General features: G+C 72.2%; 21 protein-coding genes. 13 read left to right on the top strand and 8 right to left on the bottom strand.

The features are described from left to right. Position 1: 1 nt before the first annotated feature. Positions 2–733 carry a ZIP family metal transporter gene (locus tag ACZ4K2_RS32180; RefSeq protein ID WP_467478949.1) on the bottom strand — a complete coding sequence of 244 codons (732 nt, stop codon included), beginning with the start codon at positions 731–733 and terminating at the stop codon, positions 2–4. A 79-nt stretch (positions 734–812) separates the two neighbouring features. Between ACZ4K2_RS32180 and cobM the strand changes: the two genes are divergently transcribed. From cobM to cobC, 6 genes are read left to right on the top strand one after another with little or no spacing between them, the layout of a single operon-like run. Next, a complete protein-coding gene (gene cobM, locus ACZ4K2_RS32175) occupies positions 813–1,631 on the top strand; it encodes a precorrin-4 C(11)-methyltransferase (RefSeq protein ID WP_467478947.1) in 819 nt (272 codons plus the stop codon). Continuing rightward, positions 1,628–2,863 (top strand): precorrin-6y C5,15-methyltransferase (decarboxylating) subunit CbiE, encoded by a 1,236-nt coding sequence (gene cbiE, locus ACZ4K2_RS32170; RefSeq protein ID WP_467478946.1) that lies wholly within the window; start codon positions 1,628–1,630, stop codon positions 2,861–2,863. Before cobM ends, cbiE begins: the two co-directional genes overlap by 4 nt. Further along, the gene (gene cobJ, locus ACZ4K2_RS32165) at positions 2,860–4,587 is read left to right on the top strand and encodes a precorrin-3B C(17)-methyltransferase (protein ID WP_467478944.1); all 1,728 of its coding nucleotides are present in this window, start codon (positions 2,860–2,862) and stop codon (positions 4,585–4,587) included. The genes cbiE and cobJ overlap by 4 nt, the downstream gene beginning before the upstream one ends. Further along, positions 4,584–5,171 carry a precorrin-8X methylmutase gene (locus tag ACZ4K2_RS32160; RefSeq protein WP_467478942.1) on the top strand — a complete coding sequence of 196 codons (588 nt, stop codon included), beginning with the start codon at positions 4,584–4,586 and terminating at the stop codon, positions 5,169–5,171. The genes cobJ and ACZ4K2_RS32160 overlap by 4 nt, the downstream gene beginning before the upstream one ends. Continuing rightward, positions 5,168–6,082: a sirohydrochlorin chelatase gene (locus tag ACZ4K2_RS32155; RefSeq protein ID WP_467478940.1), complete on the top strand. Its 915-nt coding sequence runs from the start codon at positions 5,168–5,170 to the stop codon at positions 6,080–6,082. Before ACZ4K2_RS32160 ends, ACZ4K2_RS32155 begins: the two co-directional genes overlap by 4 nt. Next, positions 6,072–7,145, top strand: a complete 1,074-nt coding sequence (gene cobC, locus ACZ4K2_RS32150) for an Rv2231c family pyridoxal phosphate-dependent protein CobC (RefSeq protein ID WP_467478938.1) — start codon at positions 6,072–6,074, stop codon at positions 7,143–7,145. Before ACZ4K2_RS32155 ends, cobC begins: the two co-directional genes overlap by 11 nt. Positions 7,146–7,227: 82 nt before the next feature. Here the strand turns inward: cobC and ACZ4K2_RS32145 are convergent, their stop codons facing one another. The 5 genes from ACZ4K2_RS32145 to ACZ4K2_RS32125 form a co-directional block, all read right to left on the bottom strand. Next, a complete protein-coding gene (locus ACZ4K2_RS32145) occupies positions 7,228–8,133 on the bottom strand; it encodes an SCO1860 family LAETG-anchored protein (protein WP_467478936.1) in 906 nt (301 codons plus the stop codon). Between the two features lie 133 nt (positions 8,134–8,266). Next, positions 8,267–9,358 carry an amidohydrolase family protein gene (locus ACZ4K2_RS32140; protein WP_467478934.1) on the bottom strand — a complete coding sequence of 364 codons (1,092 nt, stop codon included), beginning with the start codon at positions 9,356–9,358 and terminating at the stop codon, positions 8,267–8,269. Positions 9,359–9,376: 18 nt separating this feature from the next. Further along, positions 9,377–10,180, bottom strand: a complete 804-nt coding sequence (locus tag ACZ4K2_RS32135) for an amino acid ABC transporter ATP-binding protein (RefSeq protein ID WP_467478932.1) — start codon at positions 10,178–10,180, stop codon at positions 9,377–9,379. Further along, complete coding sequence (locus ACZ4K2_RS32130) at positions 10,177–11,010, bottom strand: amino acid ABC transporter permease (protein WP_467478931.1); 834 nt, start codon at positions 11,008–11,010, stop codon at positions 10,177–10,179. The genes ACZ4K2_RS32135 and ACZ4K2_RS32130 overlap by 4 nt, the downstream gene beginning before the upstream one ends. Beyond that, positions 11,007–11,855 (bottom strand): transporter substrate-binding domain-containing protein, encoded by an 849-nt coding sequence (locus tag ACZ4K2_RS32125; RefSeq protein ID WP_467478929.1) that lies wholly within the window; start codon positions 11,853–11,855, stop codon positions 11,007–11,009. The genes ACZ4K2_RS32130 and ACZ4K2_RS32125 overlap by 4 nt, the downstream gene beginning before the upstream one ends. A gap of 136 nt (positions 11,856–11,991) precedes the next feature. Between ACZ4K2_RS32125 and ACZ4K2_RS32120 the strand changes: the two genes are divergently transcribed. The 5 genes from ACZ4K2_RS32120 (at position 11,992) to thpD (ending at position 16,561) form a co-directional block, all read left to right on the top strand. After that, positions 11,992–13,092, top strand: coding sequence for a pyridoxal-phosphate-dependent aminotransferase family protein (locus ACZ4K2_RS32120; RefSeq protein ID WP_467478927.1), 1,101 nt, complete (start codon positions 11,992–11,994; stop codon positions 13,090–13,092). A gap of 321 nt (positions 13,093–13,413) precedes the next feature. Next, a complete protein-coding gene (ectA, locus tag ACZ4K2_RS32115) occupies positions 13,414–13,932 on the top strand; it encodes a diaminobutyrate acetyltransferase (RefSeq protein WP_467478926.1) in 519 nt (172 codons plus the stop codon). 13 nt (positions 13,933–13,945) lie between these two features. Further along, complete coding sequence (ectB, locus tag ACZ4K2_RS32110) at positions 13,946–15,217, top strand: diaminobutyrate--2-oxoglutarate transaminase (protein WP_467478924.1); 1,272 nt, start codon at positions 13,946–13,948, stop codon at positions 15,215–15,217. 38 nt (positions 15,218–15,255) lie between these two features. Continuing rightward, positions 15,256–15,660, top strand: coding sequence for an ectoine synthase (locus ACZ4K2_RS32105; protein ID WP_467478923.1), 405 nt, complete (start codon positions 15,256–15,258; stop codon positions 15,658–15,660). Between the two features lie 7 nt (positions 15,661–15,667). Beyond that, positions 15,668–16,561, top strand: a complete 894-nt coding sequence (gene thpD / locus ACZ4K2_RS32100; protein ID WP_467478921.1) for an ectoine hydroxylase — start codon at positions 15,668–15,670, stop codon at positions 16,559–16,561. Between the two features lie 90 nt (positions 16,562–16,651). Here the strand turns inward: thpD and ACZ4K2_RS32095 are convergent, their stop codons facing one another. Next, a complete protein-coding gene (locus tag ACZ4K2_RS32095) occupies positions 16,652–17,713 on the bottom strand; it encodes an aminotransferase class V-fold PLP-dependent enzyme (protein WP_467479050.1) in 1,062 nt (353 codons plus the stop codon). A gap of 96 nt (positions 17,714–17,809) precedes the next feature. Beyond that, on the bottom strand, positions 17,810–18,520 hold the full coding sequence (locus tag ACZ4K2_RS32090) for a DsbA family oxidoreductase (RefSeq protein ID WP_467478920.1): 711 nt from the start codon (positions 18,518–18,520) through the stop codon (positions 17,810–17,812). Positions 18,521–18,580: 60 nt separating this feature from the next. Here ACZ4K2_RS32090 and ACZ4K2_RS32085 point away from each other — a divergent pair, with 60 nt between their 5' ends. Together ACZ4K2_RS32085 and ACZ4K2_RS32080 are read left to right on the top strand one after the other, a co-directional pair. Beyond that, on the top strand, positions 18,581–20,320 hold the full coding sequence (locus ACZ4K2_RS32085) for a recombinase family protein (RefSeq protein ID WP_467478918.1): 1,740 nt from the start codon (positions 18,581–18,583) through the stop codon (positions 20,318–20,320). 257 nt (positions 20,321–20,577) lie between these two features. Beyond that, entirely contained in the window at positions 20,578–20,751 is a 174-nt protein-coding gene (locus tag ACZ4K2_RS32080; protein ID WP_398720810.1) for a hypothetical protein, read from the top strand. The last annotated feature ends 463 nt before the right edge of the window (positions 20,752–21,214 follow it).

Here is a 21,214-nt window from a genome sequence, read left to right as displayed (position 1 = left end):
GTCAGCCGGACAGGCCGACCACCAGCCAGATGAACGCGGCCCCGGCCACCGTGCACAGCAGGGTGGAGCGGGCCGGGTGCTCGTGGTGGGCCTCGGGCAGGATCTCGGCGGCGGCGAGGTAGAGCAGCACGCCGCCGAAGAGGCCGAGGTAGCAGCCGAGCACCGGTGCGGGGATGTGCACGAACGCCGTGGACAGCGCGCCCAGCACGGGCGCGCAGGCGTCGGCGAACAGCATCGCCAGGGCCCGGCGGCGGGCGTTGCCGTACAGGCTGGTGACGGTGAAGGTGTTGAAGCCGTCGGCGAAGTCGTGGGCGATCACGGCGAGCGCGACGGACGTGCCCATGCCGCCGCCCACCTGGAAGGCGGCGCCGATCGCCACCCCGTCCATGGCGCTGTGGCCCACCATCGCGCCGGCCGCCGCCAGGCCCACCTCGGGCGCCCGGTGACCGTGGTCCTCGGCGCCGCCGTGCGCCGCACGGCGCGCGGCCAGGGTGCGCTCCACCAGGTGGGCCAGCAGGAAGCCGGCGACGAAGAGCAGCAGGGCGGCGGGGACGCCGAATACCTCGCGGTCGGCGGAGTGCAGCGCCTCCGGCAGCAGGTCCAGGCCGACCACGCCCAGCATCAGGCCGCCGGCCAGCCCCAGGACCAGGTGGCGGCGGTCGGTCACGCGCTGTGCCGTCCAGCCGCCGGCCAGCGTCATCAGGAACGCGCCGAGCGCGACGAAGACCGCCATAGGCCCTTGGTATCCGATGGACCGGCGTTCCCGCACGTCCGACAGCCGTTCACGTACTCGTAGGAGAGGACCGATTCCCATGGCCGATGCCACCACCGGCAAGGTGACCTTCGTCGGTGCCGGCCCCGGCGCCGCCGATCTGCTGACGTTCCGCGCCGCCCGGGCCATCGCCGAGGCCGACGTCGTGATCTGGGCGGCGAGCCTGGTCCAGGCGGAGGTCCTCGACCACGCCCGCGAGGGCGCCGAGATCCTGGACTCGGCGGTCATGTCGCTGGAGGACGTGGTCGCCGTGTACCGGCGTGCGCGCGCGGACGGGCTGCGGGTGGCCCGGATCCACTCCGGCGACCCGGCGCTGTGGGGCGGCACGCAGGAGCAGCTCGACCGCTGTGCCGAACTCGGCATCGCGACCGAGGTCGTCCCGGGCGTCTCCGCCTTCTCCGCCGTGGCGGCCCTGGCCCGGCGCGAGCTGACCATCCCCGAGGTCGCGCAGTCCGTGGTGCTGACCCGGCTGGGCGGGGGCAAGACGCCGATGCCGCCCGGCGAGGAGGTGCGCGAGTTCGCCCGCCACGGCACCACCATGGCGGTCTTCCTGTCGGCGGCGCGCAGCGGCCAGCTCGTGCGGGAGCTGCTGGAGGGCGGCTACCCCACGTCCACCCCGGTGGTGGTCGCCTACCAGGCGACCTGGCCGGAGGAGCTGGTCGTGAAGTGCACGATCGGCACGCTGGAGGAGACGGTCAAGGAGCACCGGCTCTGGAAGCACACGCTGTTCCTGGTCGGTCCGGCGCTGGACGCGCACGGCACCCGCTCGCACCTGTACCACCCGGGGCACTTCCACGGGTACCGCAAGGCGGACCCGGAGGCCCGGCGGGCGCTGCGCGAGCAGCGGGCGAAGAGTTGATCACGGTCGTCGGCACGGGGACGGGGGCGCCGGTCCCCGGTGCCGTGCTCGCCGGGGCCTCGCTGGTCGTCGGCGGGCGGCGGCACCTGGACGCGGTACCGCTGCCCGGGGGCGCCGCGCGGCTCGTGCTCGGGCCGCTGGCGCCCGCCCTGGACACGATCGGGGAGTACGTCGGCAAGGAGCTGCCGGTCGTGGTGCTGGCCTCCGGCGATCCCGGGTTCTTCGGGATCGTGCGGGCGCTGGCCGAGCGGTTCGGGGCCGGGCTGCTGGACGTGCGGCCGGGGGTGTCCTCCGTGGCCGCGGCCTTCGCCCGGCTCGGGCTGCCCTGGGACGACGCGGTCGTGGTCAGCGCGCACGGCCGGGACCTGCGCACGGCGGTGAACGTGTGCCGGACGCGGCCGAAGGTGGCGGTGCTGACCGGGCCGGGGGCCGGGCCGGCCGAGCTGGGCGCCGCGCTGCCCGGGGACCGGGTGCTGGTCGTGGCGCGTGACCTCGGCGCCCCCGGGCGGGAGCGCGTGGAGCGGGTGACGGCCGCCGAGGCGGCCACCCGGGACTGGGGCACGGCGGTGAGCGTGGTGCTGTGCCTGGACGAGGCGCGGGCGCTGGGCGCGGTGCGGACGGTGGCCGGGGTGCCGCGGGCGCCGGAGCGCTGGGCCCTGGACGAGGACGAGTTCGCGCACCGCGACTCGATGATCACCAAGTTCGAGGTGCGGGCGCTGGCCCTGGCCCGGCTGGGTCCGCGGCTGGGCGACCTGGTGTGGGACGTGGGCGCCGGGTCCGGTTCGGTCGCCGTGGAGTGCGCGCGGCTCGGCGCGGCCGTCGTCGCCGTCGAGAAGGCCGCGGACGGGGTCGAGCGGATCCGTGCCAACGCCGGCGCCCACGGGGTGGCCGTGGAGGTGGTGCACGGCTCGGCCCCCGAGGCGCTGACCGGCCTGGCCGCGGACCCGGACGCGGTGTTCGTCGGCGGCGGGGGCCGGGAGCTGCCGGCCGTCGTCACCGCGTGCGCGCGGCGGGCGCGGCGCACGGTCGTCGTCGCCGTGGCCGCGCTGGACCGGGTGCCGGCGGCGCGTGCGGCGCTGACGGCGGCCGGTTTCACCTGCGACGGGGTGCTGCTGCACGCCTCGCGTCTGGCGCCGCTGCCCGGGGACGTGACCCGGCTGGCGGCCACCAATCCCGTTTTTCTGCTGTGGGGTGTGCGCACCCCGGTGTCCAGTGAAGGAGTCGCCCAGTGATCGGCCTCATCTCCGCCACCGCGGCGGGAGCCGCGGCGCGGGACCGGCTGGCCGCGGCCTGGCCGGACCGTACGCGCGTGTACGGCGGTCCCGTCGCGGAGGCCGTACGGTCCGCGTTCCGGGAGTGCGAGCAGTTGGTGTGCTTTCTGGCCACGGGGGCGGTGGTACGGCTGGTCGCGCCGCTGCTCGGCGACAAGGCGGCCGACCCGGGCGTGGTGTGCGTGGACGAGGGCGGCCGGTTCGCGGTGTCGCTGGCCGGCGGGCACGGCGGCGGCGCCAACGAACTGGCCCGCGAGGTCGGCGCGCTGCTGGGCGCGGAGCCGGTCGTGACGACCGCGACCGACGCCGTCGGGCTGCCCGGCCTGGACACGCTCGGGCTGCCGTACGAGGGTGCCGTCGCCGCGGTGTCCCGGGCGCTACTGGACGGCGAGCCGGTGACGCTGGCGGCGGAGGTGGCCTGGCCGCTGCCGCCGCTGCCGTTCGCGGCCGGGGGGTCCTGCACCGTCCGGCTCACCGACCGGGCCGTCGCGCCCGGCGAGCGCGAGGTGCTGCTCAGGCCCCCGACGCTGGTGGTCGGGGTCGGTGCGTCGAAGGGCGCGCCGGCGGAGGAGGTGCTCGGGCTGATCGAGGAGACGCTGGCCGGGGCGGGGCTCTCGCCGAAGTCCGTGGCGGAACTGGCCACGGTGGACGCCAAGGCCGAGGAGCCGGGCATCGTCGCCGCCGCCGGGCGGCTCGGGGTGCCCCTGGTGACGTACCCGGCCGGGGACCTGGCCGGCGTCGAGGTGCCGAACCCGTCGGGCGCGCCGCTGGCCGCCGTCGGGACGCCGTCGGTGGCGGAGGCCGCCGCGCTGCTGCGCGGTGGTGAACTGGTCGTGCCCAAGCGGAAGTCGGTACGGCCCGACGGGCAGCCGGCCCGGGCGACCTGCGCCGTGGTCCGGCGTCCGGGGCGCGGCCGGCTCGCGGTGGTCGGACTCGGGCCGGGCGCCCGGGACCTGCTCACCCCGCGGGCGGCGGCCGAGCTGCGGCGGGCGTCGGTGCTGGTCGGGCTCGACCAGTACGTGGACCAGATCCGCGATCTGCTGCGGCCCGGCACCCGGGTACTGGAGTCGGGGCTGGGCGCGGAGGAGGAGCGGGCCCGCACGGCGGTCGCCGAGGCCCGCGCGGGGCACGCGGTGGCGCTGATCGGCAGCGGGGACGCGGGCGTGTACGCCATGGCCTCCCCCGCGCTCGCGGAGGCGTCGGACGACATCGACGTGGTCGGGGTGCCCGGGGTGACGGCCGCGCTGGCCGCCGCTGCCGTCCTGGGCGCGCCGCTGGGCCACGACCACGTCTCCATCAGCCTGTCCGACCTGCACACGCCGTGGGAGGTGATCGAGCGCCGGGTGCGGGCGGCGGCCGAGGCGGACCTCGTCGTGACCTTCTACAACCCGCGCTCCCGGGGCCGGGACTGGCAGTTGCCCGCGGCCCTGGCGATCCTCGCCGGGCACCGCGAGCCGGCGACGCCCGTGGGGGTCGTCCGCAACGCCTCCCGGCCCGACGGGTCCGACCGGATCACGACACTGGCCGGCCTGGACCCGGCGACGGTCGACATGATGACGGTCGTGACCGTGGGCAACACCGCGACCCGGAACGTCGCGGGCCGCATGGTGACCCCGCGCGGCTACCGCTGGCAGGACACCGAACCGGCCGGCGGCCCGGCCGCGGAGCGGGAGGGGGCCCGGTGAACCGCGTGGTCCACCCCATCGAGCAGGAGTCCTTCCGGCGGCTGCGCGCCCGCCTGGACACCTCGCACTTCCCGCCGCTGACCCGGGCGGTGGTGGAGCGGGTCATCCACTCCGCCGCCGACCTGGAGTACGCCACCGACCTCGTCACGGCCGAGGACGACCTGGTGCGGGCGCACGCCGCGCTGCACGCCGGGGCGCCCGTCGTCGCGGACGTGGAGATGGTCGCGGCCGGCATCACCCGGCGCGAGACCGTCTGCCGCCTCAGGGACGCCCGGGCCGGTGCGGGGCTGACCCGTTCCGCCCACGCGGTCCGGCTCGCCTACGAGGAGGTCGGGCCGGGGGCCCTGTGGGTGATCGGCTGCGCGCCGACCGCCCTGGAGGAGCTGCTGACCCTGGACGCCTCCCCCGCGCTCGTCATCGGCCTGCCCGTCGGCTTCGTCGGCGCGGCCGAGTCCAAGGCCGCGCTGCGGGCGAGCGGACTGCCCGCCGTGAGCAACGTGTCCGAGAAGGGCGGTTCGGCGGTGGCCGCCGCCGCGCTCAACGCCCTGCTTTACCACCCCCTTCCGTCTGAGGAGAACCCGTGACCACCCCGCCCGCCCTGCTGATCGCCGGCCACGGCACCCGTGACGACGCCGGAGCCGAGGCGTTCCGCGACTTCGTCCGCGAGCTGGGCCGCCGCCACCCCGAACTGCCCGTCGCGGGCGGCTTCATCGAACTGTCCCCGCCGCCGCTCGGCGAAGCCGTCGCCGAGCTGGTCGAGCGGGGGGTGCGGCGGTTCGCCGCGGTGCCGCTGATGCTGGTGTCCGCCGGGCACGCCAAGGGCGACATCCCGGCCGCGCTGGCCCGTGAGAAGGAACGGCACCCGGGCATCTCGTACACCTACGGCCGTCCGCTCGGCCCGCACCCGGCGCTGCTGAACGTGCTGGAGCGCCGGCTGGACGAGGCGCTCGGCGGCACGGAGGGGGACCGCTCGGACGTCACCGTGCTGCTCGTCGGGCGCGGCTCGACCGACCCCGACGCCAACGCGGAGGTGCACAAGGCCGCCCGGCTGCTGTGGGAGGGCCGCGGGTACGCCGGGGTGGAGACGGCGTTCGTGTCGCTGGCCGCGCCGGACGTGCCGAACGGCCTGGACCGGTGCGTACGGCTCGGGGCGCGGCGGATCGTCGTCCTGCCCTACTTCCTGTTCACCGGCATCCTGCCGGACCGGGTGCGGCGGCAGACCGGGGAGTGGGCCGCCGCGCACCCGGAGGCGGAGGTGCTGTCGGCCGATGTCATCGGGCCCGAGCCGGAGCTGCTGGACCTGGTGATGGAGCGGTACGCGGAGGCCGTCGAGGGCGATCTGCGGATGAACTGCGACTCGTGCGTGTACCGGATCGCGCTGCCGGGCTTCGAGGACAAGGTCGGCCTGCCGCAGCAGCCGCACTTCCACCCGGACGACGACGGCCACCACCACGGGCACCACCACGGGGGGCACTCGCACAGCCATGCGCACTGAGGACACCGGCGGCGCCGGGCACGACCTGCGGTACCACGGGGACGCCGAGGTACGGGACGACGGGGCCGGGTTGACCGACCTCGCCGTCAACGTCCGCGCGGACACGCCCCCGGCCTGGCTGCGCGAGGAGCTCGCCCGTTCCCTGTCCTCGCTCGCGGCCTACCCGGACGGGCGGGCCGCGCGGGCGGCGGTGGCGGCGCGGCACGGACTGCCGGTGGAGCGGGTGCTGCTGACGGCGGGGGCCGCGGAGGCGTTCGTGCTGCTGGCGCGGGCGCTCCGGGTGCGCCGGCCGGTCGTGGTGCACCCGCAGTTCACGGAGCCGGAGGCCGCGCTGCGCGACGCCGGGCACACCGTGGAACGGGTGCTGCTGCGGGAGGAGGACGGGTTCCGGCTCGACCCGGCGGCCGTGCCGGAGGACGCCGACCTGGTGGTGATCGGCAACCCCACCAACCCGACGTCGGTGCTGCACCCGGCGGAGACGGTGGCGTCACTGGCCCGGCCGGGGCGGTTCCTGGTGGTGGACGAGGCGTTCATGGACGCCGTGCCGGGCGAGCGGGAGGCGCTGGCCGGGCGGACCGGGGTGCCGGGCCTGGTGGTGCTGCGCAGCCTCACCAAGACCTGGGGGCTCGCCGGGCTGCGCATCGGCTACGTGCTGGCCGCGCCCGACGTGATCGCCGGGCTGGAGCGGGCGCAGCCGCTGTGGCCGGTGTCGACGCCGGCGCTGACCGCGGCCCGGGTGTGCGTGGCGCCGCGTGCGCTGGCCGAGGCCGGGCACGCGGCGCACCGCATCGCCGGGGACCGCGCGCACCTGGTGGCCGGGCTGGCGTCCTTCGCCGGCCGCGGGGTCCGGGTGGCGGGGCCCGCGGCGGGGCCGTTCGTGCTGGTGCGGGTGCCGGACGCGGCCGGGGTCCGGCGGCGGTTGCGGGACCTCGGCTACGCGGTGCGGCGCGGGGACACGTTCCCGGGGCTCGGCGCGGACTGGGTCCGGGTGGCGGTGCGGGACCGGGGCACGGTGGACGGCTTCCTGGCGGCGCTGTCGGCCGCCCTGACGCCGCCCGGCTGAGCGGCCCGCCCGGAGCCGGTGCGCTCCGGGACCGCCGCCCGCCCCGGGGGACGGCCGGGGCGGGCGGCGGCCGGGCCGCGGGTCAGCCCTTGCGGCGGCGGGTCATCGCCACGGCTCCCCCGCCGGCCAGCAGCAGCACCAGCGCGCCGCCCGCGATGTACGGGGTCGCCGAGTTGCCGCCGGTCTCCGCGAGGTCGGCCTCGGCCGGGGCTCCCTGCGGGCGGACGTCGGCGGCCGGGTCGTGGCTCGGCACCGGCTTGCCGGTCGGCGGGACCATCGGGGACGCGCAGGTGGCCTCGGCCAGGGTGACGGTGCCCTCGACGTCGGCCACGTTGAGCTTCAGCGGGTTGACGGAGACCTTGAGCCGCAGGGCGGTCGCGGCGGCCGTGCGGGTCGTGGTGGTCCGCCGCGCGAGGTCGAGGCGGACCTCTCCGACCCCGGGCACCTGGACCCGGACCGGCCCGCCGGCGGTCAGGGCGACGCGCTTGCCGAGGACCGTGACCGTACCGGCGCTCGTCGAGGCGACCGGCGCCCGGCCGACCTCGCAGGTGGCCTTCGCGGTGATCGCGTCGGCCTCGATCAGGGACAGCAGCGGCAGGCCGGGGACGTGCAGCCGGGCGTGGACGACCCGGACCGAGCCCTCGGCGCGCCGCGCTGTCGTCGTGGCCTTCGCCGAGGCGACGTCCGCGGCGAGCACCGTGAACGGCTTGCCGTCGTTCACGCCGTCGAGCCGGGCGGACAGGGTGGTCGCGTCCGCGCTCCGCGGCGCCCGGACCTCGTTCAGGGAGAGCGCGAGCGGGACGTTCACGGTCTTGTTGAGCAGGGACACGTCGAGCCCGGTGCGCAGGACGACGGCGGAGGCGCGGCCGTGCTCGGCGGTCGCGTGCGCGGTGCCCGCGCCCAGGGCCGCGGGTGCCGCGGTGAGGGCGGTGACCGCCGCGAGCGCGGCGAGGCGGCGTGCGGGCATGCGGAAGTTGTTGCTGTTCAAGGCGGTGAGCCCCCCAGATGGACATGCTTGGGACTCGTCAACCTTGTACGCACTGCGGGTGAACGGTCAGCGATCCTGAGGCGCTTCACTCAAACGTGGATATTCCGCACGCCGATTCGAATCAGGGGCACGCCTACTCGACGACCCGCCCGTTCAGCACCACCCGGCGCGGCGCCGCGAGCACCCGTACGTCCGCCCGGGGATCGGCCTCGTACACCACCAGGTCGGCCGGGGCGCCCTCCTCCAGGCCGGGCCGGCCGAGCCAGGCGCGGGCGCCCCAGCTCGTCGCCGAGAGGGCCTCGACGGGCGGGATGCCGGCCGTGACCAGTTCGGCGACCTCCTCGGCGACCAGTCCGTGGGCGAGCGATCCGCCCGCGTCCGTGCCGACGTAGACCGGGATGCCGGCGTCGTAGGCGCCGCGCACGGTGTCGTGGCGGCGCTCGTACAGCCGGCGCATGTGGGCGGACCAGCGGGGGAACTTCTCCGCGCCGCCGTCCGCGAGCCGGGGGAAGGTGGCGATGTTGACGAGGGTGGGGACGATCGCGACGCCCCGCTCGGCGAAGAGCGGGATCAGGTCCTCGGTGAGACCGGTCGCGTGCTCGATGCAGTCGATGCCCGCCTCGACCAGGTCGCGCAGGGAGCTCTCGGCGAAGCAGTGGGCGGTGACGCGGGCGCCGAGCCGGTGGGCCTCGGCGATGGCCGCGGCCACCGCCCCGCGCGGCCAGCAGGGGGCCAGGTCGCCCAGGTCGCGGTCGATCCAGTCGCCGACCAGCTTGACCCAGCCGTCGCCGCGCCGGGCCTCCCGGGAGACGTACGCCACCAGGTCCTCGGGTTCGATCTCCCAGGCGTAGTTGCGGATGTAGCGGCGGGTGCGGGCGATGTGCCGGCCCGCGCGGATGATCTTCGGGAGGTCCTCCCGGTCGTCGATCCAGCGCGTGTCGGAGGGCGAGCCGGCGTCCCGGACCAGCAGGGTCCCGGCCTCCCGGTCGGTGAGCGCCTGCTTCTCGGCGGTCTCCGCGTCGACCGGGCCGTGCGCGTCCAGGCCCACGTGGCAGTGCGCGTCCACCAGGCCGGGCAGCGCCCAGCCCTCGACGGTCCGCACGTCCCGGGCCCCGGCGGGCCGGTCGTAGGAGACCCGCCCGCCGACCACCCACAGCTCGTCGCGGACGTCCGCCGGGCCCGTCAGGACCCGGCCCTTCACGTGCAGCACCGCCCCATCGCTCATGCACCGCACCCTAACGGCCTACGGCTCGGTCCTCCCCGCCGAGGGCAGGCCCCCACCGGACTCCTCCTCCACCTCGGCCATGGCCGGGTCGAGCAGGCGGGAGAGGAAGTGCCGGGTGCGCTCGTGCCGGGGATCGCCGATGACCCGCTCCGGGCTGCCGTCCTCGACGATCACCCCGCCGTCCATGAAGACGACCCGGTCGGCGACCTCGCGCGCGAAGGTCATCTCGTGGGTGACGACCATCATCGTCATGCCCTCCCGGGCCAGCATGCGCATGACGGCGAGGACGTCGCCGACCAGCTCCGGGTCGAGGGCGGAGGTCGGCTCGTCGAAGAGCATCACCTCGGGGCCCATGGCGAGCGCGCGGGCGATGGCGACGCGCTGCTGCTGGCCGCCGGAGAGGGAGGACGGGTAGGCGTCCGCCTTCTCGGACAGGCCGACCCGGGCCAGGTTCTCGGCGGCGATCCGGGCCGCGGCCGCCTTGTCCCGCCCGAGGACCCGGCGCTGGGGCAGCGTGAGGTTCCCGGTGACGCTCAGGTGCGGGAAGAGGTTGAACTGCTGGAAGACCATGCCGATCCGGCGCCGTACGGCGTCGATGTCGACGTCGGGGTCGGTCAGCTCGGTGCCGCCGACGAACACCCGGCCCGCGGTGGGCTCCTCCAGCAGGTTCACGCAGCGCAGCAGGGTCGACTTGCCGGAGCCGGAGGGGCCGATGACGCAGACGACCTCGCCCCGGCCGATCTCCAGGTCGATGCCGCGCAGCACCTCGTTGCCGCCGAAGGACTTGCGCAGTGCGCGTACCTCGATCTCCGGGCGGGTCACCGGATCGCCTCCTGGGACTTGGACTCCATGCGGCGCACGACGAGGCTGAGCGGGATGGTGACCAGTAGATAGCACAGGCCCGCGACCAGGATCGGCGTGGAGTTGGCGGTCGTACTGGCGAGGTCGCGGCCGAACTTGGACAGTTCGCGCTCCTCCAGGGTGACGCCGAGGAACAGCACCAGCGAGGAGTCCTTGAAGAGCAGGACGAGTTCGTTGGTGAGCGGCGGCAGGATGATCCGGAAGGCCTGCGGGATGACGATCGAGACCATGGCCCGGGCCGGTGAGAAGCCGAGCGAGCGGGCCGCCTCCAGCTGCCCCTTGGGCACGGCCTGGATGCCGGCGCGGATGGTCTCCGCCATGTAGGCGGCCGAGACCAGGCCGAGCGCGATGGCCACCTTGCCGTAGGTGCCGCCGGGGATCTCGGTGCCGGGGAAGGCCAGCGGCACGGCGACGCCCACGAAGATGAAGATCAGCAGCGCGGGCAGGCCGCGGAAGATCTCGATGTAGACGCTCGCCAGCCAGCGGTAGGGGCCGACGGAGGACAGCCGCATCAGCGCGACGGCCATGCCGAGGACGAGTCCGACGACGAAGCCGGACAGCGTGTAGAGCACGGTGTTCTTCAGCGCCAGCGTGATGACGTCCGGGAACATCTGCCGGGCGATGTCCGCCTGGGCGAACTGGTTCGAGAGCCGTCCCCAGTCCGCCGTGGCCGCGAAGGCGATCACGGCGGCGGCGAAGACGGCGTACTGCACGGCGCGCGCGAGGGTGCGCTTCCGGCGCCGGGTCAGTCCCTTCCTCCTCGGCCGCAGCGTCGCGTCGGTGTCGGTCACGAGGCGGCGGGGGACGCGACGGAGGCGTCGTACGGGCCGATCCACTTCTCGTAGATCTTCTTGTACGCGCCGTCGGCCTTGGCGGTCCTGATCGCCTTGTCGATCGCGCCGAGCAGCGCCTTGTTGCCCTTCTTGACCGTGAAGCCGTACTGCTCGCCGGTCTTGATGTTGTCGACGACCTTGAACTTGTCCGCGTTGGCCTTGTCCTTCAGCCAGCCCTGGACGACCGGGTAGTCGATGACGACGGCCTCGACCTGGCCGGTGCGCAGGCCGTTGAGGACCGCGTCGGAGGACTCGAAGGAGATCGGGTCGTAGCCCTTGCCCCGGACGTAGTCCTCACCGGTGGTCTGCGCCTGGGCGCCGAGCTTCCCGCCCTTGGCCTCGACGTCGGCGAGCGAGCCGATCCCGCTGCTCCTGTCGACGAGGACGGCCTGGGTGGCCTCGAAGTACGGGACGGAGAAGTCGACGTTCTTCTTGCGCTCGGGCGTGATGGTCATGCCGGCGGCGGCCAGGTCGCACTCCCCGGAGTTCAGGAAGGCGCCGGTCTTGAAGTTCTCGAAGGGCGTGTCGAGGATGTGCTGCTCGACACCGAGGTCCTTGGCGACGAGGTCGATCAGCGAGACGTCGAAGCCTTGCACCTTGCCGTCCACCTCGGACTGGAACGGCGGGTACGGCAGGTGGGTGCACGTGGTGAGCTGTCCCGCCTTGGCGAGGTGGACGCCCTTGACGGTGGTCTTGCCGCTCCCCGAACCGCCGGAGGAGCAGCCGGCCACGACGAGCACGAGTGCGGCGGTCGCGGTGGTGGCGGCCAGAAGGCGGGTCCGGCGCCCTGCGAGCGTTTTCATGGGGATCTCCTGTCGGGGAACGACGGCTTCCGATTATAAGGAGGGGTTTGAGTCTCTCAAATCAAACCGATGGCCAAGAAGCCCTTCGACCTAAGATCGGTGGAGCCGGTCCCCCGAGAACGAAGAGAGCACCGCCGTGACCCACCCCTTCCTCGACCTGCCCCCGCTGACCGCCGGGCGGTTCGCCGCCATCGAGGACGCGGTGGCGCGGCTGCTGGACACCCGGCAGGACGTCCTGATCACGCAGGGCGAGGCCCTGCTGCCGCTGGAGGGCGCGATCCGCGCGGCGGCCGGTCCGGGCACGGTCGCCCTGAACGTGATCACGGGCCCGTACGGCCAGACCTTCGGGAACTGGCTCCGGGACGCCGGCGCCACCGTGCACGACCTCTCCGTCCCCTTCCACACGGCGGTGACGGCCGAGCAGGTCCGGGCGGCGTTCGCCGAGCACCCGGAGATCGACTTCGTGTCGCTGGTGCACGCCGAGGCGGCGACGGGCAACACCAACCCGGTCGCGGAGATCGGCGAGGCGGTGCGGGAGCAGGGCGCCCTGTTCTACCTGGACGCGGTGGCCTCCGTGGGCGCGGAGCCGGTGCTGCCGGACGCGTGGGGCGTGGACCTGTGCGTGATCGGCGCGCAGAAGGCGATGGGCGGCCCGGCGGGCGTCTCGGCGATCTCGGTCAGCGAGCGGGCGTGGGCCCGGATGGCGGCCAACCCGAACGCCCCGCGCCGCTCCTACCTGTCCCTGCTGGACTGGAAGGAGCGCTGGATCGACGCCGGCCGCACGACGCTGCCGCACGCCCCGGCCCAGTTGGAGATGCTGGCCCTGGAGGCGTGCCTGGAGCGGATCGGGTCGGCCGGCCTCCGGACGGTGATGGCCCGGCACCGCAGCGCGGCGCTGGCCACGCGGGCCGGTGCGGTGGCACTCGGCGGGGGCCTGGAGCCGTACGTGCACGACGAGCGCGACGCGGCCCCGGTCGCCACGACGCTGCGGGTGCCGTCCGGCGTGGTCGCCTCGGAGCTGGTGGCGCGCGCGCTGGAGAGCGACCCGGCGCTGCCGCTGGCGGCCGGTGGCGGCGCCCTGGCCCGGGAGATGATCCGGGTCAACCACTACGGGCCCGACGCGACCCCGGGTGCGGTGCAGGGCTGCCTGGCCGCCCTGGGCGCGGCCCTGGCCGAGCGGGGGATCGCGGTGGATCCGGTCGCCGGCCGCCGGGCCGTGGAGAGCGCCTGGGGTTAGCAGTGGGTGATTCCCGGGGGCCCCGCCCCCGGGATCCTCATGGCATTCAGGATTACCGAACCCCGAATTAAAACCGCCTTCACCATTCCCGCCAATTCTCCGGACGATAGCTTCCCGTCTTCTTCTGCCCGCTTTTTGCAGAGCTAAACAGGGGAGTTTGCGGACGCGTTTGCTGGACTTTTCAAGCTGTGACACATTCCACAACAAAGGCAATTTGTCATGGTTTGCCGTGGGTCAATCCCGACATTTCACCGAGGCACCGGAGAGACGCTCTGACAGCTCCCGTGCATTTTTGAATTCGCCTCGCTAAATTCATGCCGCATGACTGCCGCACCCGCAGACCTTCTCATCGAACGTCCGGCGACGACCGACGGAGCCGCGCTCTGGCGTCTCGCCAAAGACTCCAAAACCCTCGACCTGAACTCCTCCTACAGCTATCTGCTGTGGTGCCGGGACTTCTCGGACACCTCGGTGGTGGCGCGCGGTGCGGACGGTGAGCCGGTCGGTTTCGTCACCGGGTACCTGCGGCCGGAGCGCCCCGGCACCCTGCTCGTCTGGCAGGTGGCCGTCGACGCCTCCCAGCGCGGCCGCGGCATCGCCGCCGCGCTGCTGGACGGCCTGACCGCACGGCTCGTCGCCGAACGCGGCATCACCGAGCTGGAGACCACGATCACGCCCGGGAACACCGCCTCCGAGCGGCTGTTCACCTCGTTCGCCGAGCGGCACGGCGCACGGGTCGGCCGCGAGGTGCTGTTCCCCGCCGACCTGTTCCCGGGCGATCCGCACGACCCCGAAGTCCTGTACCGCATAGGCCCGCTGACCGCGTCCCCCACCCTCTGAGGAGCGATCCCACGTGACCATCACCCAGCCCGACCTCAGTGTGTTCGAGACCGTCGAGTCCGAGGTCCGCAGCTACTGCCGCAGCTGGCCCACGGTCTTCGACCGCGCGCAGGGCAGCCGCATGTACGACGAAGACGGCCACACGTACCTCGACTTCTTCGCCGGCGCCGGCTCACTCAACTACGGCCACAACAACCCGGTGCTGAAACGGGCGCTGATCGACTACCTGGAGCGCGACGGTGTCGTGCACGGACTGGACATGTCGACCGCGGCCAAGCGCACCTTCCTGCGGAGCTTCCAGGACCTGGTGCTGCGCCCGCGCGACCTGCCGTACAAGGTCATGTTCCCGGGCCCGACGGGCACCAACGCGGTGGAGTCCGCGCTGAAGCTGGCGCGGAAGGTGAAGGGGCGCGAGGCGATCGTGTCGTTCACCAACGCGTTCCACGGCATGTCGCTGGGCTCGCTCGCCGTGACCGGCAACGCATTCAAGCGGGCCGGCGCGGGCATCCCGCTGGTGCACGGCACCCCGATGCCGTTCGACAACTACTTCGACGGCCAGGTGCCCGACTTCCTGTGGTTCGAGCGGCTCCTGGAGGACCAGGGCTCCGGCCTGAACAAGCCCGCCGCGGTGATCGTGGAGACCGTGCAGGGCGAGGGCGGCATCAACGTCGCCCGGCCCGAGTGGCTGCGCGCGCTCAAGGAACTGTGCGAGCGGCAGGACATGCTGCTGATCGTCGACGACATCCAGATGGGCTGCGGCCGCACCGGTGCCTTCTTCTCCTTCGAGGAGGCGGGCATCACCCCCGACATCGTCACCGTCTCCAAGTCGATCAGCGGCTACGGACTGCCCATGTCGCTGTGCCTGTTCAAGCCCGAGCTGGACGTGTGGGAGCCGGGCGAGCACAACGGCACCTTCCGCGGCAACAACGCGGCGTTCGTCACCGCCACCGCCGCCCTGGAGACCTACTGGACCGACGGCTCGGCCATGGAGAAGCAGACCCGCACCCGCGGGGAGCAGGTCGAGCGGGCACTCGTCTCCCTCACCGAGGAGAACCTCGCCGACGTGAAGGAGTACCGCGGCCGCGGACTGGTGTGGGGCCTGGAGTTCCACGACAAGGACCGGGCCGCCAAGGTCGCCCGGCGCGCCTTCGAACTGGGCCTGCTCATCGAGACGTCCGGGCCGGAGAGCGAGGTCGTCAAGCTGCTGCCCGCCCTCACCGTGACGCCCGAGGAACTGGACGAGGGACTCAGCGTCCTCGCCCGCGCCGTCCGCGAAACCGCCTGAACCACCCGCCCCGTATCCCGAGGAGGAGACACAGCACCGTGATCGTCCGATCGTTCAAGGACATCGAAGGCACCGACCGGCACGTCAAGTCGAAGTCCGGCACCTGGGAGAGCAAGCGGATCGTCCTGGCCAAGGAGCGGGTCGGCTTCTCGGTCCACGAGACCATCCTGTACGCCGGGACCGAGACGTCGATGTGGTACGCCAACCACATCGAGGCCGTCGTCTGCACCAAGGGCGAGGCCGAGCTCACCGACAAGGAGACCGGGAAGACGTACACCATCACGCCCGGCACCATGTACCTCCTCGACGGGCACGAGCGGCACACGCTGCGCGTCAAGGAGGACTTCCACTGCATCTGCGTCTTCAACCCGCCCGTCACCGGACGGGAGGACCACGACGAGAACGGCGTCTACCCGCTGCTCACCGAGCCCGAGGAGGTGTGAGGACCCCATGACCACGGCCCCCGTCAAGGATCTCTACCCGACCCGCGGCACCTCCGAGGTGGCCGTCCCCCGCCAGGACCCGGTCGTCTGGGGCGCCCCGGACACCCCGGGCCCCATCGAGACCGCCGAACTCCAGGCGTTCGAGCGGGACGGCTTCCTCACCGTCGACCAGCTCATCACCCCCGACGAGGTCGAGGTGTACCGGCGTGAGCTGGACCGCCTGGTCGGCGACCCGGCGATCCGCGCCGACGAGCGCTCCATCGTGGAGCCGCAGTCGAAGGAGATCCGCTCGGTCTTCGAGGTGCACCGGATCAGCGAGGTGTTCGCGAAGCTGGTGCGCGACCCGCGCGTGGTCGGCCGCGCCCGGCAGATCCTCGGCTCGGACGTGTACGTCCACCAGTCCCGGATCAACGTCAAGCCGGGCTTCGGCGCCAGCGGGTTCTACTGGCACTCGGACTTCGAGACCTGGCACGCCGAGGACGGCCTGCCCAACATGCGCACGGTGTCCGTCTCGATCGCGCTGACCGAGAACCACGACACCAACGGCGGCCTGATGATCATGCCGGGCTCGCACCGCACGTTCCTCGGCTGCGCCGGCGCCACGCCGAAGGACAACTACAAGAAGTCCCTGCAGATGCAGGACGCGGGCACGCCGTCGGACGAGGCGCTGACCGCGCTGGCGGGCGAGCACGGCATCCGGCTCTTCACCGGCAAGGCCGGCTCGGCGACCTGGTTCGACTGCAACTGCATGCACGGCTCCGGCGACAACATCACGCCGTTCCCGCGCAGCAACGTCTTCATCGTGTTCAACAGTGTGGAGAACACGGCCGTGGAGCCGTTCGCGGCTCCCGTGCGCAGGCCCGACTTCATCGGCGCGCGCGACTTCACCCCGGTCGGCTAGAGCCCCCTCGGTGAAGTGACCCCCGAGCACCGGGCCGGGGCCTCCTCGTGTGGGACGGGAGGCCCCGGCCCGCTCGTGTGCCGGGCCGGATCAGCGGGACAGGGCCTCCAGCAGGCTGTCCACGTCGACGGCCGTGTTGTAGAGGTGGAAGCCGGCGCGCAGGTTGCCCGCGCGGTCGGAGACCTCGATGCCCGCCTCGCTCAGCGCGCTCTGGCGGGAGCCGAGTCCGGGGACGGAGACGATCGCCGAGCCGGGGGCGGACACCGGCTCGTGGCCGAGGTCCGCGAGTCCCGCGCGGAAGCGGTCGGCGAGGGCGAGGTCGTGCGCGTGGATCGCCGGCACGCCCAGTTCCTCGACGAGTTCCAGGGAGTGGCGCAGGCCCGCCCAGGTGAACAGGGCGGGCGGGATGTCGAACCGCCGCGCGGAGTGGGCGAGTTCCTCCACCGGCCCGTAGCAGCTGTCCCACGGCCGCTCGGCCGCGACCCAGCCCGCGAGGATCGGGGACAGCCCGCCGAAGTCCTCGGGGACCGTGAGGAAGGCCGCGCCGTGCGGGCCCAGCAGCCACTTGTAGGAGACGCTCGCGGTGAAGTCGTGGGCGTCCGCGGTCATCGGCAGCCAGCCGGCGGACTGCGAGAAGTCGACGTAGGTGCGGGCGCCGTGGGCGCGGGCGGCCTCGCGCAGGGCGGGCAGGTCGGCGACGCGGCCGTCGGCCGACTGCGCGGCGCTGACCGCGACGAGCGCGGTGCCGGGCCGGACCGACTCGGCGATCCGCTCCAGCGGGACCGCGCGGACCTTCAGGTCGCCGCGGACGTGGAACGGGTTGAGCACCGAGGTGAAGTCGTCCTCGGCGGTCAGGACTTCGGCGCCGGCGGGCAGCGCCGCGGCGATCACCCCGGTGTGCGCGGCGACCGAGGCGCCGATGGCGACCCGGGTGACCGGGACCCCGGCGAGCCGGGCGAACACCGCCCGGGCCGTCTCCACGTCCTCGTACAGCGAGGTGAGCGGCCGGCCCTCGGCCCGCAGCAGCGCCGCCTCCCGGAGGGCGGTGACGGTGCGGGCGGGCAGCAGGCCGTTGCTCGCGGTGTTGAGGTAGATGCTCTTCGGGCGGAACTCGTCCCGGACGAGTTGGTCGAACGTCTCCGTGGTCTCCATGGGACCACTGTGCGCCTCGGTGATCGACCCGTCCATGGCGATATTCTGCGCAGTCTACCCTGGTGCCGCTCATGACACCGCTCTGAGCCGCGGTTCTCAGCCGTGCTGCGGGACCGCGCACCCGTCCGGTCCGCAGGACCCGGCGTCCCCCCGGTCGAGCGTCGCCGGCGGGATGCGCTCGCCCCAGGCCCGGGTCAGCGCCTGGGAGAAGACCTCGGCGGGCTGGGCGCCGGACACGCCGTAGGCGCGGTCCAGGACGAAGAAGGGCACGCCGTTGGCGCCGAGCCGGGCGGCCTCCCGCTCGTCGGCGCGGACCGCGTCGGCGTAGGCGTCCGGGTCGGCGAGCACCGCGCGGACGGCGCCGGCGTCCAGCCCTGCCTCGACGGCCAGTTCCACCAGGCGTTCGTCGCCCTCGGCGAAGACGGACCGCTCCTCGGCGAAGTTGGCCCGGTAGAGGACCTGGATCAGCCGGTCCTGGGCGCCGTGCTCCTTGGCGAGGTGCAGCAGGCGGTGCATGTCGAAGGTGCTGCCGTGGTCGCGGTCCCGGGTGCGGTAGTCCAGGCCCTCGGCGGCCGCCTGGGCGCCCAGGTTGTCCTCGCCGGCCTGGGCCTGCGCCTCGCTCATGCCGTACTTGGCGGTCAGCATGGTCAGCACCGGCTGGACATCGCCCTTGGCGCGGCCCGGGTCCAGCTCGAAGGAGCGGTGCACCACCTCGACCTGGTCGCGGTGCGGGAAGGCGGCCAGCGCCTTCTCGAAGCGGGCCTTGCCCACGTAGCACCAGGGGCAGGCTTGGACGAACGAAGCCATAACCGCTCTGACCTGGGGCTTTGTCGAATCTCGCGGGTTATCGCTTAACGGCCACCCCGTGTGGATGCCGACACGACCGGCCCCGACGTGGAGCGGTCCGACTTCGGTGATTGGACCAAGATGCACCGCGACGACTACCCGGCGCTTCACGCCCTCGGTTTCGAGGACGACGAACTCAAAGAGCTTGGCCTTTGGGTGCCCGCCGTAGGCACTCCCGCTGATCTCGCGGAGATGTACGTTCGCCGCTCCAAGAAGAAGGACACCCTATCGAGCCTGCGGGAACAGGTTCGCCGTATGTGCGCTCACGCCGCCAGGGAAGATAAGCGCATTCGGCATGTTTGGTTCGAGCAGAAAAGCGCAAGTAAGAGCTACGTCACTCGCGAAGAGTTCGAGAAGGCTACAGCGGCAATCACTGACAGCGGACTGTCCAAGACGCTGTACGTCTACAAAATGTCCCGTCTCTCCCGCCAAGGTTCCGGAAAGGTCGGTTCACTTCTCGATGAGTTCGACGAACAGGCAGCGCGCCTCTATTCGGTAGTCGAAAATCTCGACTCCATCAGGGGTCGCACCTTCATGGCGCTGTTTTCGGAGCAAGCGCGCGAACAGGTGGCCGAACTTGGCGAGTTCGTCAAGCTCGGAATGGACGCGCACAAGGCAGACGGTAAGTGGACCGGTGGCGTTACGCCCTACGGCCTGCGCGCTGTGAAGGGCGAAGGACGGCTAGAGCGGAACCCCGAGGAATACCCGCTGGCCCGGCGAATAGCCGAATACCTGTTGGACAGAAAGACGCCGGGTTGGATCGCCGATACGCTTAACTCGGAAGGGCTCAAGACCCGTCACGGCAAAAACTGGCAAGCAACGGGAATCATCGCGCTTGCCCACGCTGTGACTTGGGCGGGTCTCGTCGCGCAGCGGGAAAGGATTCTGGACAAGAAGGGCCGTTGGACCGGCAAGTACCACCGTGGCGGTACTCCCCTGCTGGACAAGAAGGGGCACCCCATTTCCTGCGGCCAGGGCGTCATCACGTTCGCGGAACACATCAAGATCAAGGAAATACTTGCGAGTCGGGCGCAAAAGAATGGTCCAGTGGGCAGCCGTGCGCGCGGGAAGCGGGAGACTTCCAATCTCCTTTCGGAAACCATGAAGTGTGGTCGCTGTGGCGTGAAGGAAGTCAGCAGCGGACCGGCGTATAGGTGCTATGCCCGAACCAACGAGGGGGCGCACGTCTGCGAGGGCGTTTCCATCGGACGTGAGCGCGTTGAGGAAGCCGTTACCCAAGCATGGTTCGGGCATATCCTCAGCCTGTCTCCCGAGTCCGCCACGCTGCACGAGATCGCCCGTGAATGGCTCGCCTACAAGGACCCGGAAAAGGAGGCGCGCAAGGCGGAGGCAACGGCCGCGCTGGAATCAGCGGTCAGCCGAGAGATGCAGCTCAAAAAAGAGCGGTTCATTCTCGGCCGAATGAGTGAGGCGGATTACGAGTATCTGTGGCGGGAGTTGAACGCACAGATCGACAGCCTCAAAGCGGAGTTGGCCGAACTGACGCGGGAAGCCGACCTGTCCCCGCTGCTGGACCCCGAGGCGCTTGCAGCGCTGTGGAACGGGGCCGGTATCGCCGGACAGCGGGCATTGCTCCGGGCCGCGCTGACAGACAAGGGAATCACTCTCCTGCCGTCCCAGGGTCGGGGGTACCGAGTGCCCGCGATTGACCGGCTGGAGTTCCATTGGCGGGAAGCAAGCGACCCGGCATGGGACACGGCCTTTGAAGCGGGCGTGAGGCTCGTGGAGAGGACGCGCTAGACGGCCGCGCAAGCCGTTCGTACGGCCCCGGCGGGAACAACTCCCCGCCGGGGCTTTCGCGTGCGGCAGACAGCCGTACAGCGACTCTGCCGCCAGCGCCAAGGAACCGCCCTGTCTGGCCATCGCCGGTAGAAGCGGAACACCTTTCTCCACTTGTCTAGGCGGAAACCTGACGATCCGTTAGGTACGTCACTTAACCGGCTCACCGCGAGGACAGCGAGACCACGCAGCAGGAGAGACACCAAGGAGGTTGCGCGGTGCCCATCACGAACACCCTTGACCTTGAAACGCTCAGCGCGCGAATGAACGCGTGGGCGAACGAGAGGAACAGCAAGCGCGGCCGTCTAGTGCGCGCGTTTCGTAAGAACCTGGGCAACTCCCCAGACCTACAGGCGGCCCGGCTCGCGCTCCTGATCGCGGAAGCGGCCTAGGCGACCGGCGTACGGAATGCCCCCGTCAGCGATGGCGGGGGTTTTCATTTGCGCTGATTTCGCCGAAAGCGCTGCGTCCAAGCTGACGGTTACGCCGAAAGCGCTGAGAGTTACGCCGAAAGCGCGGACACATAAAGAGTGGTTCCGCCGAATGAACGGAGATCGAAAGCATGGAAATTCCAAACTACACCGAATTGCTTACAGCCCTACGGGACGCGCATCGAGAGGCATCCGACGGACTCAGCGACCAGTCTCCCCGCACTCCCTACCGCGCTCTCCTTTCCGCGTACGTCTCCATAGAGAAGGCCCTAGGCATCGTTGAGTCTGTGCTGACCGGTCAGGAATGCGCACTTCCCGCATGCAAGAACCCAATTCCTTACAGGGAACCGGGGCAGCCGGGCCGTACAGCCCTCTACTGCGGGAAGCGCTGCCGGGACCGTGCGGCCTATCAGGCGAGGAAACA

It is taken from the genome of Streptomyces sp. NPDC025833 (assembly GCF_055558055.1).
This window is presented reverse-complemented; position numbering and strand designations above follow the sequence as displayed.

Bases quoted from the DNA above. Each gene is read 5' to 3' on its own strand.
- ACZ4K2_RS32180 (WP_467478949.1), bottom strand. From the start codon at position 733: ATGGCGGTCTTCGTCGCGCTCGGCGCGTTCCTGATGACGCTGGCCGGC.
- cobM (WP_467478947.1), top strand. From the start codon at position 813: ATGGCCGATGCCACCACCGGCAAGGTGACCTTCGTCGGTGCCGGCCCC.
- cobC (WP_467478938.1), top strand. From the start codon at position 6,072: ATGCGCACTGAGGACACCGGCGGCGCCGGGCACGACCTGCGGTACCAC.
- ACZ4K2_RS32140 (WP_467478934.1), bottom strand. From the start codon at position 9,358: ATGAGCGATGGGGCGGTGCTGCACGTGAAGGGCCGGGTCCTGACGGGC.
- ACZ4K2_RS32125 (WP_467478929.1), bottom strand. From the start codon at position 11,855: ATGAAAACGCTCGCAGGGCGCCGGACCCGCCTTCTGGCCGCCACCACC.
- ectA (WP_467478926.1), top strand. From the start codon at position 13,414: ATGACTGCCGCACCCGCAGACCTTCTCATCGAACGTCCGGCGACGACC.
- thpD (WP_467478921.1), top strand. From the start codon at position 15,668: ATGACCACGGCCCCCGTCAAGGATCTCTACCCGACCCGCGGCACCTCC.
- ACZ4K2_RS32095 (WP_467479050.1), bottom strand. From the start codon at position 17,713: ATGGAGACCACGGAGACGTTCGACCAACTCGTCCGGGACGAGTTCCGC.
- ACZ4K2_RS32090 (WP_467478920.1), bottom strand. From the start codon at position 18,520: ATGGCTTCGTTCGTCCAAGCCTGCCCCTGGTGCTACGTGGGCAAGGCC.